Annotated in this window: 13 protein-coding genes; 11 read left to right on the top strand and 2 right to left on the bottom strand. The window is 33.3% G+C overall.

Annotation, left to right across the window (positions count from 1 at the left end):
- Positions 1 to 186 precede the first annotated feature (186 nt).
- From MPR_RS14535 to recN, 11 genes are all read left to right on the top strand, one after another.
- Positions 187 to 816, top strand: coding sequence for a hypothetical protein (locus MPR_RS14535; protein WP_041893745.1), 630 nt, complete (start codon positions 187 to 189; stop codon positions 814 to 816).
- 61 nt (positions 817 to 877) lie between these two features.
- A complete protein-coding gene (locus tag MPR_RS14530; protein WP_006260230.1) occupies positions 878 to 1,351 on the top strand; it encodes a DUF6495 family protein in 474 nt (157 codons plus the stop codon).
- A gap of 12 nt (positions 1,352 to 1,363) precedes the next feature.
- Entirely contained in the window at positions 1,364 to 3,361 is a 1,998-nt protein-coding gene (gene ligA / locus MPR_RS14525; RefSeq protein ID WP_041893743.1) for an NAD-dependent DNA ligase LigA, read from the top strand.
- A gap of 65 nt (positions 3,362 to 3,426) precedes the next feature.
- Positions 3,427 to 3,936 carry a DUF6913 domain-containing protein gene (locus MPR_RS14520; protein WP_041893741.1) on the top strand — a complete coding sequence of 170 codons (510 nt, stop codon included), beginning with the start codon at positions 3,427 to 3,429 and terminating at the stop codon, positions 3,934 to 3,936.
- 14 nt (positions 3,937 to 3,950) lie between these two features.
- Positions 3,951 to 4,832 carry a 4-hydroxy-tetrahydrodipicolinate synthase gene (gene dapA / locus MPR_RS14515; protein ID WP_041893738.1) on the top strand — a complete coding sequence of 294 codons (882 nt, stop codon included), beginning with the start codon at positions 3,951 to 3,953 and terminating at the stop codon, positions 4,830 to 4,832.
- A gap of 12 nt (positions 4,833 to 4,844) precedes the next feature.
- The gene (locus tag MPR_RS14510; RefSeq protein WP_041893736.1) at positions 4,845 to 5,360 is read left to right on the top strand and encodes a ferritin; all 516 of its coding nucleotides are present in this window, start codon (positions 4,845 to 4,847) and stop codon (positions 5,358 to 5,360) included.
- 162 nt (positions 5,361 to 5,522) lie between these two features.
- Entirely contained in the window at positions 5,523 to 6,329 is an 807-nt protein-coding gene (locus MPR_RS14505; protein ID WP_041893733.1) for an outer membrane protein assembly factor BamD, read from the top strand.
- Between the two features lie 14 nt (positions 6,330 to 6,343).
- Positions 6,344 to 6,655, top strand: a complete 312-nt coding sequence (locus tag MPR_RS14500) for a DNA-directed RNA polymerase subunit omega (protein ID WP_006260223.1) — start codon at positions 6,344 to 6,346, stop codon at positions 6,653 to 6,655.
- Between the two features lie 20 nt (positions 6,656 to 6,675).
- Entirely contained in the window at positions 6,676 to 7,884 is a 1,209-nt protein-coding gene (gene coaBC, locus MPR_RS14495) for a bifunctional phosphopantothenoylcysteine decarboxylase/phosphopantothenate--cysteine ligase CoaBC (protein ID WP_041893730.1), read from the top strand.
- Entirely contained in the window at positions 7,877 to 8,761 is an 885-nt protein-coding gene (gene porD, locus MPR_RS14490) for a type IX secretion system protein PorD (protein ID WP_041893728.1), read from the top strand. Before coaBC ends, porD begins: the two co-directional genes overlap by 8 nt.
- 17 nt (positions 8,762 to 8,778) lie before the next feature.
- Positions 8,779 to 10,434 (top strand): DNA repair protein RecN, encoded by a 1,656-nt coding sequence (gene recN / locus MPR_RS14485; RefSeq protein ID WP_041893726.1) that lies wholly within the window; start codon positions 8,779 to 8,781, stop codon positions 10,432 to 10,434.
- A gap of 29 nt (positions 10,435 to 10,463) precedes the next feature.
- Here recN and MPR_RS14480 read toward each other — a convergent pair whose 3' ends face one another.
- The gene (locus MPR_RS14480) at positions 10,464 to 11,306 is read right to left on the bottom strand and encodes a DUF4249 domain-containing protein (protein WP_041893724.1); all 843 of its coding nucleotides are present in this window, start codon (positions 11,304 to 11,306) and stop codon (positions 10,464 to 10,466) included.
- A gap of 4 nt (positions 11,307 to 11,310) precedes the next feature.
- A complete protein-coding gene (locus tag MPR_RS14475; RefSeq protein WP_041893722.1) occupies positions 11,311 to 13,725 on the bottom strand; it encodes a TonB-dependent receptor in 2,415 nt (804 codons plus the stop codon).
- Between the last annotated feature and the right edge of the window lie 59 nt (positions 13,726 to 13,784).

Here is a 13,784-nt window from a genome sequence, read left to right as displayed (position 1 = left end):
CCTTCCATTAGGGAGGTCTTTTTTTTTGCTATATAATTTAGCTAAATTATGTGTGAGAGGTTGGTTGATTACTAGTGTTTTTTTGTATCTTGGAAGTGTATAAAACTAAGCTGTGAAAAATAGCTTAATACTTCATTTATAGGGAGTAAGTAGTCGATTTAGTAGTGTTTAAAAGAAAAAGTAGTTATGAATAGATTAGTGAGAGTTTTAGGTATAGTTGTTATTGGGTTATCTTTATTTGCTTGTAAAGAGGATAAAGATACTTCTGGAACAGAAGGAGAGGTGATAGAAACAGTGGTAACAGATGAGAATACTAATGAAAATATGGTAGAAGAAGAAGATACAACTACACCATGGCAGAACTTATACGAGCAAGAACCTGCTATTCTAAAGAGTACTGAAAAGATATTTAAGATCGACAATAAGAAAGCTGTTACACTAATGGATGAGTCGAATAAGATAACTGTTAGTAAAGATGGGCTAGAGACAGTATTAGCTGCGTTAAAGACTACTGCGGCTAAAGACTATTTAGGTGAAGACTTCAATAAGGCTGTAATTGCTAATGGAGGTACGGGAGTAGTGGTGAGAGTAGATGTGTCTCCGAATGCAAAGAATGATGGTTCTAATAAAAGAGGAAATTACTATCAACTCACTATTTATGAGAATTATGAAGATAGGATAGTAACAGTGGGTACATTCATTTTTGATGTAAGAACGTTGTCATTTTATGAAATGGATATTGTGGAGGCAGATTATGTGCCGTTAAAGTATGCAGTGTCTATGAAAAAGTCTTTAGCAGAGATAGTACAGAATTAATTTATCACATTATACGAATTGAAATGAAGGTATTATCTTTGTTTCAAATGCAATTTATATTATGAAATACAGTAGGCTTACGAAAGAGCAGTTTGAAGAATTACACCCAGAGTTTATTAACTTCTTAGCTGCACAGCAGATAGATAAGAATGAATGGGATAAGATAAAAGAAGAAAAGCCAGAAGTAGCAGAACAAGAGTTAGATATTTTCTCAGATTTAATTTGGGAAGGGGTACTGACGAATGCTAAATACTTAGAACATTATTCTAAGAGCCATATATTTTTGTTCGGTTTCGACGATAAAGAAATCAAGACTATCGTAATTAAGAGTAAACAATCTGATATAGATCTTTTAAGTAAAGAAGGACTGCAATGGTTATCAGATGCAGTGTTTACAGAAGATGTGGAAGTGAGACATGGAGGAAAAAGCTTTGGAGAGAATCGCAATGAAGAGATCTTTAGTCTAATCCAACAAGGAGCTATTCTGAGTGATGGTCATTTATATGGTCAATTTAAAGAAATGTTGAAACTGTAATCGTTTTAAAAAATGGATATTAAAGCACAATTAGATTTACTTCGCAAAGAATTAAATGAACATAATTATAATTATTATGTGTTGGATAATCCAACGATTTCAGATTTCGATTTTGATCAGAAATTAAAAGAATTAGAGAAGTTAGAGTTAGCTCATCCAGAATATTTTGATATTAATTCTCCAACACAAAGAGTAGGAGGTACGGTGACTAAAAACTTTGATACTATAGTACACCGTTATAGAATGTATTCTTTAGATAACTCTTATTCTAAGGAAGATTTGTTAGACTGGGAACAACGTGTACAGAAGGTATTAGGTGATGTGCCAGTAGAGTTTACTTGTGAATTAAAGTATGATGGAGCTTCTATTACGATTACGTATGAAGATGGAGTACTAGTAAGAGCAGTGACACGTGGTGATGGAGTACAAGGGGATGATGTGACTAATAATATTAGAACAATTAGATCAGTTCCTATTCGATTAAATGGAGATTACCCTCAGAGTTTTGATATTCGTGGAGAGATAGTATTGCCATTGGCAGGGTTTGAAAAAATGAATCAAGATTTGATAGAAATCGGAGAGACGCCTTATTCTAATCCAAGAAATACCGCTTCTGGTAGTTTGAAATTACAAGATAGCGCTGAGGTTGCAAAACGTCCTTTGGATTGTCTACTTTATAATATAGTAGGAAGTGATCTAGGAGTAACAACACAATATGAAAGTTTAGACAAAGCTAGAGCATGGGGATTTAAAGTTCCTACTATCTCTAAGTTAGCTAAGAATATTGATGAAGTATTAGAGTTTATAAATTATTGGGATATTCATAGACATGAACTTCCTTATGAGACAGATGGTGTGGTGATCAAGGTTAATTCATTGCATTATCAAGATGAATTAGGATATACTTCTAAAGCACCGAGATGGGCTATAGCATATAAGTTTAAAGCTGAACAAGCAGAGACTGTATTGAACTCTATTTCTTACCAAGTAGGTAGAACAGGTGCTATAACTCCTGTAGCAAACTTGGAACCTGTACAATTGGCAGGAACGATAGTGAAACGTGCTTCTTTACACAATGCTGATCAGATAGCGAAGTTAGATATTCGTGTGAATGACTCTGTATATGTGGAAAAAGGAGGAGAGATTATTCCGAAAATAGTAGGTGTGAATTTAGAGGCTAGACCAGCTGATTCTGAACGTACAGTATATATTAAGGAATGTCCTGAATGTGGTACTAAGTTAAAGAGAAATGAAGGGGAGGCACAGCATTATTGTTCAAATGTGTATGGATGTCCACCTCAAATAGCGGGTAGAATACAACACTTTATCTCTCGTAAGGCGATGGATATAGATGGTCTGGGAGAAGAAACTGTGGTACTGTTATACAAGAATGAATTAGTAGAGAATTACGCTGACTTATACGAGTTAAAGAAAGAGGATGTTCTAGGTTTAGAACGCATGGGAGAGAAGTCTGCAGATAATCTGATAAATGGTATAGAAGCTTCTAAACAGATTCCTTTTGAACGTGTATTATACGCATTAGGGATCCGTTATGTAGGAGAGACTGTGGCTAAAAAGTTAGCGAATCATTATAAGACAATAGATGCTCTGGCAGAAGCTCCATTAATGGAGTTGATAACAGTAGATGAGATTGGTGAAAGAATAGCACAAAGTGTAATAGACTTCTTTAGTAGTGATGTTAATAAAGAAATAATTGCTAGATTAAAAGAGTATGGTCTACAATTTGTGTTAGAAGAAAAGGAGTCTACAGTAGTGTCAGATGTTCTACTAGGACAGACATTAGTGGTATCTGGGGTGTTTGAACAAATGTCTCGTGATGAGATTAAACAAGCTATCGAAGATCATGGAGGAAAAGTAGGAAGTTCTATTACTTCTAAGACTCACTATGTCGTAGCAGGAGATAAAATGGGACCATCTAAGTTGGAAAAAGCGAATAAACTAGGTATTAAAATATTAACAGAAGCGGAGTTTATTGCGTTAATTCAATAATTCGATGTTAAAAGTAGTATTGCGTAATTAGCTATTTGTTTATCTTTACAAAAACAGTAACTTATATGTGGTTTAATACTTTAAAGAAAAGATCACTTCAAAAAGTAGTAGAAAAGTCAATATTAAAAGCAGTACCGGACGATTTTAAATATGATTTTAAAGAAGTAGGTATTGTAGTAGATAAAGCAGAGGCTAAGGTTATTCCAGATTTGATTAAAAGTTTAGAAAGAAAAGGAATACCAAGTACAAAAATACATTTCTTGGTTTATGCAAAAGATAGCAAGAAGAATAATGAGGAACACCTGTATGGGATGAGTGAATTCACATTAACAGGGAGTACGGAGAATAAGGAAGTACTTGAATTTGTTGAAAAGAAATGTGATTTATTGATTAGTTATTATACAAATCAGGCTTTGCCTTTATTATGGGTGACATCAAAGTCCAATGCTATTTTTAAAGTGGGAGTTTCCTCAGAAAATACACAATTGAATCATTTTAGTTTAGCTTTAGAGCGATTAGATGTAGAGAATTTTGTAGACAATTTATTTAAATATATTAACGTTTTTAAAAATTAATAATTAAAAGAACTATGCAATCACTTATTGGTACGGGAGTGGCATTAGTAACGCCATTTAACAGCGATTTTTCTGTAGATGTAGTAGCATTACAGAATTTGGTAGAATTTACAATAGAAAGAGGGGTAGAATACCTTGTAGTATTAGGAACTACTGGGGAATCAGCGACTCTTAGTAAGGAAGAGAAACAGTTAGTCAAACGTACCGTAATAAAGGCTAATAAGAAAAGATTGCCATTAGTATTAGGAGTGGGAGGAAATAATACACATGCTGTATTAGAAGAATTAACACAGGAGAATTTAGAAGGGTTTGATGCTATATTATCGGTGTCGCCATATTATAATAAACCAACGCAAGAAGGAATTTATCAGCACTTCAAAATGATTGCAGAGAAAAGTCCATTACCTATTATTTTATACAATGTACCTGGTAGAACAGGAAGTAATATGGCAGTAGGCACTGTGGTTCGTTTAGCAAATGAGTTTAAGAATATCATTGGTATCAAAGAGGCAGCAGGAAGTATGGTACAAGGGATGGAATTAATCCGTCAAAGTACTCGTAAAGACTTTTTAGTAATATCAGGGGATGATGCAATAGCACTACCTTTAGTATTAGCTGGTGGAGCAGGAGTTATTTCGGTGATAGGACAAGGTGTTCCTCAGAAGTTTACAGATATGATTCGCTTAGGATTAAAAGGAGATATCAAAGAGGCATTTAAATTACAATATGAGTTAATGCCAATTATTGATATGATCTTTGAACAAGGAAACCCTGCAGGAATCAAAGAGATCTTAAAGTTAGAAGGAGTGATGCAAAATACACTTCGCTTGCCATTAGTTAATGTAGATACAGACTTGGCTTCAAGAATCGAAAAAGAAATTAAAAAACTGAATTAAAAAAAGAAAGTTATGTTATCAGAAAAGTTAGAAAAAGCGCTTAATGAGCAGATTAAAATAGAGGGGGATTCTTCTCAGATTTATTTAGAAATGGCTTCTTGGGCAGAGATTCAAGGGTTTGAAGGGATTGCTACTTTTATGTTTGCACAGTCAGACGAAGAGCGTCAACATATGCTTAAGTTGGTTAAATATGTTAACCAAAGAGGAGGGCAAGCTGTTATCCCAGCTGTAACAAAGCCTGAGTTAGATCATACTTCATTTAAAGCGTTGTTTAAGCAACTGTTTGATCATGAGGTTTTTGTTTCAAAAAGCATCAATGATTTAGTACATATAGCTTTAGAAGAGAGAGATTATGCGACTCATAATTTCTTACAATGGTATGTATCAGAACAAATAGAAGAAGAAGCTACAGCGCGTACAATTCTAGATAAGATAAACCTTATTGGAGATGATAAAGGAGGTTTATATTTATTCGATAATGATATTAAAAACTTTAACCAACAAGCGAATAATAACCCAGTAGTTTAATCGTTTAAGGAATAATGATTTATATGAAAAGATGTCATTTTAGACATCTTTTCTTTTTAATATAAAAAGCTTTTTGTATAATGCAATTATTAATTTAAATTTGCATTTGCTTTTACAGGACTATCTTGGAAATGCTTTTGTCAAAAACAACGAAAAACATTTATGAAAAAATATATCGGTTTATCTATTCTTATGCTTTCAATAGCGAGCTGCGGACCAATGCAAAAGGCTTTGAAATCAGAGGATTATGAATACAAAAAAGAAGTAGCAAATCAGTTTTTTGAGAAGGGGAAATATAGAAATGCTATTCGTCTTTATGAGCAATTAGAGACTGTCTATAGAGCGAATCCTAAAGCAGAAGATATGTTTTTTAACTTCGCTGAAGCGACTTATTTGACAAAAGACTATGAATTATCAGGGCACCGTTTTAAAAACTTTGCGGCTACATATCCAAGAAGTGAGAAACGAGAGGAAGCTCTTTTAAAAGAGATTAAGTCTGGTGTTGCATTATCACCTGTTTATTCTTTAGATCAAAGAGTAACATATGATGTAATAGATAAATTACAAAAGTTTATTGATCAATATCCAGGTTCTACTTTTGTTTTTGAAGCTAATTCAATTATGCAAGAGATGAATGAGAAGATTGAGAGAAAGACTTATGAGAATGCAAAGCAGTTAAATACGATTGGAGATTGGACTAGAAATTACAATGCTGCTATCGTAGCATTAGATAATTTTATCTATGATTATCCAGGTACAAAGTATAAAGAAGACGCGTTGTTTTATAAGTTTGATTCAGCTTATAAATTAGCAATGAACAGTGTGCATTATAAAATGGAAGAACGTCTGAATACAGCAAAATCAATGTACGATGTATTAGTTCGTTTTAATGCCGAAACAAAATACAAAAAGCAAGCAGATGGTATGCTTGAAAATATACAAGAAGAATTAGCAAAATTTTCAAAATAACTTAAGCGAAAGAGATGGATTTAAAGAAAACAAATGCTCCAGTAAACACAATTACTTATAACAAAAGTAAGATTGAAGAGCCTACAGGAAATATTTATGAGGCTATTACTATAATTGCTAAGAGAGCAAACCAAATCAACACAGAGATCAAGAATGAGTTGGTTGACAAGTTGGAAGAGTTCGCTACTTACAATGATAGTTTAGATGAAGTATTTGAAAATAAAGAACAAATAGAAGTATCTAAATTTTATGAAAAACTTCCAAAAGCTCAAGCATTAGCTGTAGAAGAGTGGTTAGAAGGTAAAGTTTCATACAAAGAACAATAGAACATAAATAATACTTAGTGATGTCAAGTTTAGGCGGTAAAAAAATAATACTAGGTGTAACTGGTGGAATTGCCGCGTATAAGACGGCACACTTAGTACGTTTACTTATAAAAGCAGGTGCCGAGGTCCAAGTGATCATGACACCTGCTTCTCATCAATTTGTAACTCCTTATACTTTATCTACTTTATCAAAGAATCCAGCATATACAAATTTCTTCAATGATGCTGGTGAAGGAGGGACATGGAATAATCATGTTGATTTAGCACTTTGGGCTGACTTAATGGTCATAGCTCCTGCAACTGCCAATACATTAGCGAAGATGGCTAATGGATATTGCGATAATCTCTTAATGGCAATCTATCTATCTGCTAAGTGCCCCGTTATGGTAGCTCCTGCAATGGACTTAGATATGTATGTGCACCCTACTACAGACCGTAATTTAGCTTTGTTAGAAAGTTATGGTAATCTTATTATTCCTGCTGAGGAAGGTGAACTAGCAAGTGGTTTGGTTGGTAAAGGCCGTATGGCTGAACCTGAGACAATTTTGCAGACTGTAAAAGATGTGTTGTTAAATAATTTGCCCCTAAAAGGAAGAAAATTATTAATAACTGCGGGGCCTACATACGAACCTATAGATCCTGTGCGTTTTATAGGTAATCATTCTTCTGGGAAAATGGGGTATGATATTGCTCGAGAGGCTGCTAAACAAGGTGCTGATGTAGTATTAGTATCAGGTCCTAGCAATCAGAAAATAGCGCATGAACGAGTAAAGGTTATCTCGGTTATGTCTGCTATGGAGATGTATGAGGCATGTCATCAGTATTATGCTGATGTGGATGCTGTGGTTGCCGCTGCTGCAGTAGCAGATTATCGACCTAAAGAAGTAGCTACTGAAAAGATTAAAAAGAACAGTGAAGAGTTTATAATAGAAATGGATAAAAATCCTGATATATTAGCTTCACTAGGTGCTATAAAGGAAAAACAGTTCCTAATAGGTTTTGCATTAGAAACTCAAAATGAGATAGAACATGCAAAAGCTAAAATCAAGAAGAAGAATTTAGATTTAATTGTTTTAAATTCTTTAAAAGATGAAGGAGCAGGTTTTGGAAAACCAACGAATAAGGTTACCTTTATAGATAAAGATTTTAATATAGAACCTAAGGAATTAAAATCTAAAGAAGAAGTAGCTCAGGATATTATATATAAGATAATTAAACATTATGAATAAACTTATTTGGCTTTTTGGTTCGTTTTTTATAGTTCTAAGTAGTTATGCTCAAGAGCTTAATGCAACAGTAACAGTAAACCATAGCCAAGTAGGAAATAGTAATCAAGCTTACTTTAAGTCTCTAGAGAAATCACTTAAAGACTTTATAAACAATACAAGTTGGACATCTAAAAAGTTTTCTCCAGTGGAGAAGATAGATTGTATGTTTTTTTTGAATGTAACTACTTACGGTAATAATACGGTATCAGGTACACTTCAGATAAAATCATCTAGACCTGTGTATGGATCAGGATATTCTACTCAGGTTTTGTTGTTTAATGATAAGGATATTGTTTTTAATTATATTGAGTTTGAATCTCTTTATTACAATCCCAATTCATACGATTCGAATTTGACTTCTTTGATTGGTTTTTACGCTAATTTAATTATTGGATTAGACGCAGAGACGTTTAGCAAAGGTGGTGGAAGTAGTTATTTGCAAACAGCAAATGGTATAGCGTCTATTGCTCAGCAAGGAAATTATAGAGGATGGAAGCAAGGGGATGGTAGCAACACTAGATATTCTTTTATTAGTGATCTTACATCAGGTGTAGGGGATGCTTATAGAGATGCTTTATATAAATATCACCGTTTAGGGTTAGATCGAATGAGCGATAATGTTGCGGATGGAAGAGATGGTATTCTACAAGCGTTAACGGCTTTAGAAAGTTTTAATTCTACTCGACCAAATTCTTTTCTTACACGTGTTTTCTTTGATTCTAAAACGGATGAGTTGATAGGAATATATGGTGGAGTGACAGATAAAAATAAGAAACGTGTAGTGGAATTATTGAATAAATTAGCTCCATTAAATGGATTAAAATGGAATAGTCTTTAGTTCTAAAATTAAGTTATATGCTTATATCATTAACAATCAAAAATTTTGCACTTATAGATACCTTAGAAATAGATTTTTCTAATGGTTTTTCTATTATTACTGGAGAGACTGGAGCTGGTAAATCTATTGTGTTAGGTGCATTAGGCTTATTACAAGGAAAACGTGCAGATCTATCTTCTCTAAAAGATAAAGAAGTAAAGTGTGTTATAGAAGGTCACTTTAGTATTGGTAAATACGGATTGAAAGACTTATTTAGTGTATTAGAACTAGAGTACGAAGATATAACTATCATAAGAAGAGAAATATCACCTTCTGGTAAATCTAGAGCCTTTGTAAATGATAGTCCTGTTAACTTATCTGATTTACAACGATTAACTGAAAATTTGATAGATATACATTCTCAACATCAGACTATGGAGTTGTCTGATGAAAATTACCAAATGCAAATTGTTGATGCAGTCGCAAATAATAGTGTTATTTTAGAGGAGTATAAAGGACATTTAGTATTATATAAGAAAGCTCAAACTCAACTAAAAAGCCTACAACAACAGCAGGCGGATTTAATTAAAGAACAAGATTATAATGCCTTTCTTTTAGAGGAATTAATGCAAGGAAATCTTGATGGATTAAATCAGCAAGAGTTAGAACAAGAGTACGAAAAACTGAATAATGTTGAGTTTGTAAGAGAAAGCTTTGGACAATCAATTAATCTTTTGACAGATGATGAAGTAGGAGCGGTTTATAGATTAAAAGAGGTAAAGCAATTATTACAGAAAACGAGTACTATTTCTAAAGATTATGAAGAGTTATATACTCGTATTAGTAGTGTAGAAATAGAGTTAAAAGATCTGTCTGATGAAATAGAACGTCAACTAGATAATGTGTCTGTTGATCCGGAACAATTAGATTTAATTAATGATCGCTTACAATTACTATATAATTTACAGAGAAAACATCAAGTAGCTACTGTTGAAGAATTATTAGCTATTAGAAGTGAACTGGAAGAGAAAGTAGATCTAGCTAGTGGAATAGACGATAAAATAAGCTCATTAGAAAGAGAAATTGATAAACTGAGTGTTGTTTTACATGAAGTAGGAGATAAGCTCTCAGAATCGAGAATAAAGGCTGTTCCTGTTTTAGTAAAACAACTATTAGAGATATTGTCATTAGTAGGAATACCTAATGCCAACTTTAAGTTTGACTTCACTGTATCCAAGAACTTTTTAGCTAATGGGAAAGATGAGTTACAATTGTTATTCTCAGCTAATAAAGGAATGGACTTCGGTGTGCTAAAGAAAGTTGCTTCAGGAGGAGAATTGTCTAGAATTATGTTAGCGATAAAAGCAATATTAGCTAGGTATTCTAATTTGCCTACTATCATTTTTGATGAGATAGATACTGGGGTTTCTGGAGAAGTAGCTGATAAGATGGGGGTGATTATGAAAGATATGAGTAATCATATGCAGGTGTTTGCCATTACTCATTTACCTCAAATAGCGGCAAAAGGGAAGCAACATTATAAAGTATACAAAACATCTGATGACGAAACGACTACTTCACAATTGACATTATTAGACTATGAGAGTAGAGTGAAAGAGATAGCACAGATGTTATCAGGAAAAGATATTAGTGATTCTGCTTTAGTTCATGCTAAAGAGTTATTATCAAAATAGAAAAAGCCATCTTATGATGGCTTTTTATTTTATGGTTTAGGTTGTTCAAATATCGTATGATATATAGATTGCTTCTCAGTTACTCTAAAGTACCCTAGTGCTTCTTTATCAGGTGTAGTAAGGTTTTTGACATTTCCTTTTATTTTAGAAATAGGTGTCTGAAAAGGACCTCCTCCATTGTTTAGCGCATCATTTATAAGCCACATATAATCATAATAGTTTCTAGAGATCTGATGTAGGTCTATTTGTATTTTGTCACCAGGCTTATAGTCTTTATCTGTAGAAATGTCTTCTATTAGTTGGCCTTTAGAAAACTCGTTAGAACGAACACTTAAGGCAGGTCTTTTATTTTCCCAAAGTAAATTAGTGTAATAATAGTTTAGTTTGTTATCCCCTTTATCAGTATCTTGAAAGTATATTCTAATTGTATAATAGTAATCATTAAAGAATTTTTCTCTTCTTTGTTCTAACCTTTCTATTTTTGGAGTTTCAACTAAACTTTCTGTTGCTTCATAAATATCATTGTCATATTCTATATGTAATTTATATTTATTTTTCACAAAGTCTTTTTTAATAGAGGTAGAGATATATCTCCCAGTATTATTAAGTTCTTTAAACGGGTGTTTATTCCCATTACCATCTTCTACCCATACTGTTGCATTATGGACTTTAGGTGCTTGGGGATTATAAAAATCTGTAGTCAAAGAGAGATTGATGCTTATAGTATCTTGTTTATTTTCGGCATCAAAATCGAGATTACCTTCAACAACTAATCTCGGAGGTGCTGTTGGTAAGTCTATATCTATTACGTGCTCACAAGAAGTTAGGTATAATAGAATAGAGAGTATACTTATATATTTGAGAATATTCATTTGATTAGAATTTAAAGTTATAGGTCACACTTGGAACCATTCCGAAAATAGACATTTTAACAGCTTCATTCTGTCCTCTGTGATCTTTGTGTTCACGGAATGATATAGAAGCCGCATTAGCTCTTCCATAAAGATTGTATATACCAAATACCCATTCACTTTGCCACTTTCTAGTTGTGTTTTTTGTAGGAGTATAAGTTGCAGATACATCTAGGTGGTGATAAGCAGGTAGGCTATAAGCTCCTCTTTTCCCAAAATTAGGAACACTCTGACCTAAATAGTCATATCTTCCTTCAGGGTAAGATGTTGGTCGTCCTGATTGTAAGGTAAAGCTAGCGCTAAGATCCCACTTCTTATTTAATTGGTACATAGCCGTAACAGAAAAGTCATGTGTTTTATCATAAGCAGTTCTGTACCATTGACCATTATTTATTCCTGGTTCATCTGGTGTTCTACCAGGTGTTCTCTGCTCTGATTTTGCTAAGGTGTAGGATACCCATCCTGTAAGTCTGCCTAGATTCTTGCGTACTAATAGTTCTAATCCGTATGCTCTAGATTCACCAGTCAGAATTACGCGTTCTAAAGCATCATTACCTATTAGTTGAGCTCCCTCTATATAATCTACTCTGTTATCTCCTTTTTTATAGTAAACCTCTGTTTCTAAACTATATTTCCCTTCTTTAAAGTTTCTGAAGTATCCTAATGCAACTTGGTCAACGAGTTCTGGTTTGATATATTTACCACTAGGTGTCCAAATATCTAATGGAGTAGGAGCAGCTGTATTAGACATTAAATGAAGATACTGAGCCATTCTGTTATAGCTAGCTTTAATAGACTGATCATCATTAATAATGTAGGCAATACCAAATCGTGGTTCAAAATTATTGTAGTTTTGAATACTCTTTCCTTTGCTATAAGATTCGGTACCTATGATATCTGCCATTTTGTAAACGCCTAGTTCACTATCGTATCTTACAGGTTGATTGTTTTGATATAGATTAATGTTCTCTTTTCCTAGATTGGTAAATGTGGAGAACCTAGCTCCATAGTTTAAATTAAAATGCTGACCAATACTTTGTTCTGCTTCTAAATATACACCTCCTTCAAAAGCGTATTTAGAATCTATTTTTTTATAAATAATAGATGAGTCTGGTTTTGTTGGCTTAATTACTCCTGGTGAAAAATCATAGTAAAGCCCACTTATTCCATATTTTAATTGAAGATTACTATTGATATCATGAGTTAGATCATATTTTAATGAGTAACTTTTAATATCAGAATCCCATTTAAAGCTAGTTATTTCCATATCTAGGCCATATACATAGTCACTGTATGAAGTGGTAAGTTTACTACTTAGGTTATCTGAGAATAAATGATGCCATTGAAGATTTAAAATTGAGTTACCAAAGGTGTTCTTTAATAACTGACTAAAACTAAATACATCTCGTCCGAAATAACCTGATAAGGTAAGTTTATTGTTTTCGTTTAAATCAAAGTTCAATTTAGTGTTTAAATCATAAAAATAAGCAGAGTTTTTGTTGTCTGTTAGTTTTAGGAATAAATGTGCATACGAAGCTCTTCCTGCTACAAGGAATGAAGATTTTCCTTTTTGCATAGGGCCTTCAGCCATTAATCTACTAGAGATAACTCCTATACCTCCCGTACCATGAAACTCCTCAGTATTACCGTTTTTTTGGAACACTTCTAATACAGAAGAAGCTCGTCCTCCAAATCTAGCTGGTATTCCTCCTTTGTATAGCTTGATGTCTTGAAGTGCGTCTGAATTAAATACTGAGAAGAAACCAAATAGGTGAGAAGAGCTAAATACATTTGCATCATCTAAAAGTACTAGGTTCTGTCCTGCACTTCCACCTCGCACATTAAATCCTGACGCTCCTTCTCCAGCATTTGTTACACCAGGGAGTTGTAAGATAGACTTTAAAACATCTGTTTCACCTAGTACGACAGGCATTTTCTTAACTTCTTCTATAGATAATTTATTGACACTCATCTCAGGTGTTCTAATATCTGCTTTTGTAGAGTTCTTTACTATGACTACTTCGTCTAATTGTGCAGTGTCAGGTTTTAGGATAATCTTTAATGTATTATCTTTAGTTGTGTCTATCTTAGAATGGTGAGTAGTATAACCTAAATAAGACACCTGAACGGTATATTGTCCAGAAGGAAGAGAGATTGTGAATTCTCCTAGTTCATTGGTTATAGTTGCTAGATCTAGTTCTTTTATATAGACAGTAGCTCCTATAAGGGGAGAGTTGTTATCTAATACCTTTCCTTTTAGTGTAGTCTGTACTTGTTCATTAATGACATTAGCCATTGTATGTTGTACATGAAGGGGGATAGTAGATACATAGAAACTCAGTCCCAATAAATAATTGGTAAACTTTTTGTGATTAATCATTCGTTTATCTTATTATGTTTCAATGCAAAAATAGGTAAGTAATTATTGCTGCTCGTTTA

This window comes from Myroides profundi (genome assembly GCF_000833025.1).
In the GTDB taxonomy this organism is placed as follows: Bacteria; Bacteroidota; Bacteroidia; order Flavobacteriales; family Flavobacteriaceae; genus Flavobacterium; species Flavobacterium profundi_A.
Note: the sequence above shows the minus strand (reverse complement) of the source record. Positions and strands in the feature narration are given on the sequence as shown.

What these genes read in the sequence shown, in the direction of transcription:
- MPR_RS14535 (WP_041893745.1), top strand. Translation starts at nt 187, where the DNA reads ATGAATAGATTAGTGAGAGTTTTAGGTATAGTTGTTATTGGGTTATCT.
- MPR_RS14530 (WP_006260230.1), top strand. Translation starts at nt 878, where the DNA reads ATGAAATACAGTAGGCTTACGAAAGAGCAGTTTGAAGAATTACACCCA.
- ligA (WP_041893743.1), top strand. Translation starts at nt 1,364, where the DNA reads ATGGATATTAAAGCACAATTAGATTTACTTCGCAAAGAATTAAATGAA.
- MPR_RS14520 (WP_041893741.1), top strand. Translation starts at nt 3,427, where the DNA reads ATGTGGTTTAATACTTTAAAGAAAAGATCACTTCAAAAAGTAGTAGAA.
- dapA (WP_041893738.1), top strand. Translation starts at nt 3,951, where the DNA reads ATGCAATCACTTATTGGTACGGGAGTGGCATTAGTAACGCCATTTAAC.
- MPR_RS14510 (WP_041893736.1), top strand. Translation starts at nt 4,845, where the DNA reads ATGTTATCAGAAAAGTTAGAAAAAGCGCTTAATGAGCAGATTAAAATA.
- MPR_RS14505 (WP_041893733.1), top strand. Translation starts at nt 5,523, where the DNA reads ATGAAAAAATATATCGGTTTATCTATTCTTATGCTTTCAATAGCGAGC.
- MPR_RS14500 (WP_006260223.1), top strand. Translation starts at nt 6,344, where the DNA reads ATGGATTTAAAGAAAACAAATGCTCCAGTAAACACAATTACTTATAAC.
- coaBC (WP_041893730.1), top strand. Translation starts at nt 6,676, where the DNA reads ATGTCAAGTTTAGGCGGTAAAAAAATAATACTAGGTGTAACTGGTGGA.
- porD (WP_041893728.1), top strand. Translation starts at nt 7,877, where the DNA reads ATGAATAAACTTATTTGGCTTTTTGGTTCGTTTTTTATAGTTCTAAGT.
- recN (WP_041893726.1), top strand. Translation starts at nt 8,779, where the DNA reads ATGCTTATATCATTAACAATCAAAAATTTTGCACTTATAGATACCTTA.
- MPR_RS14480 (WP_041893724.1), bottom strand. Translation starts at nt 11,306, where the DNA reads ATGAATATTCTCAAATATATAAGTATACTCTCTATTCTATTATACCTA.
- MPR_RS14475 (WP_041893722.1), bottom strand. Translation starts at nt 13,725, where the DNA reads ATGATTAATCACAAAAAGTTTACCAATTATTTATTGGGACTGAGTTTC.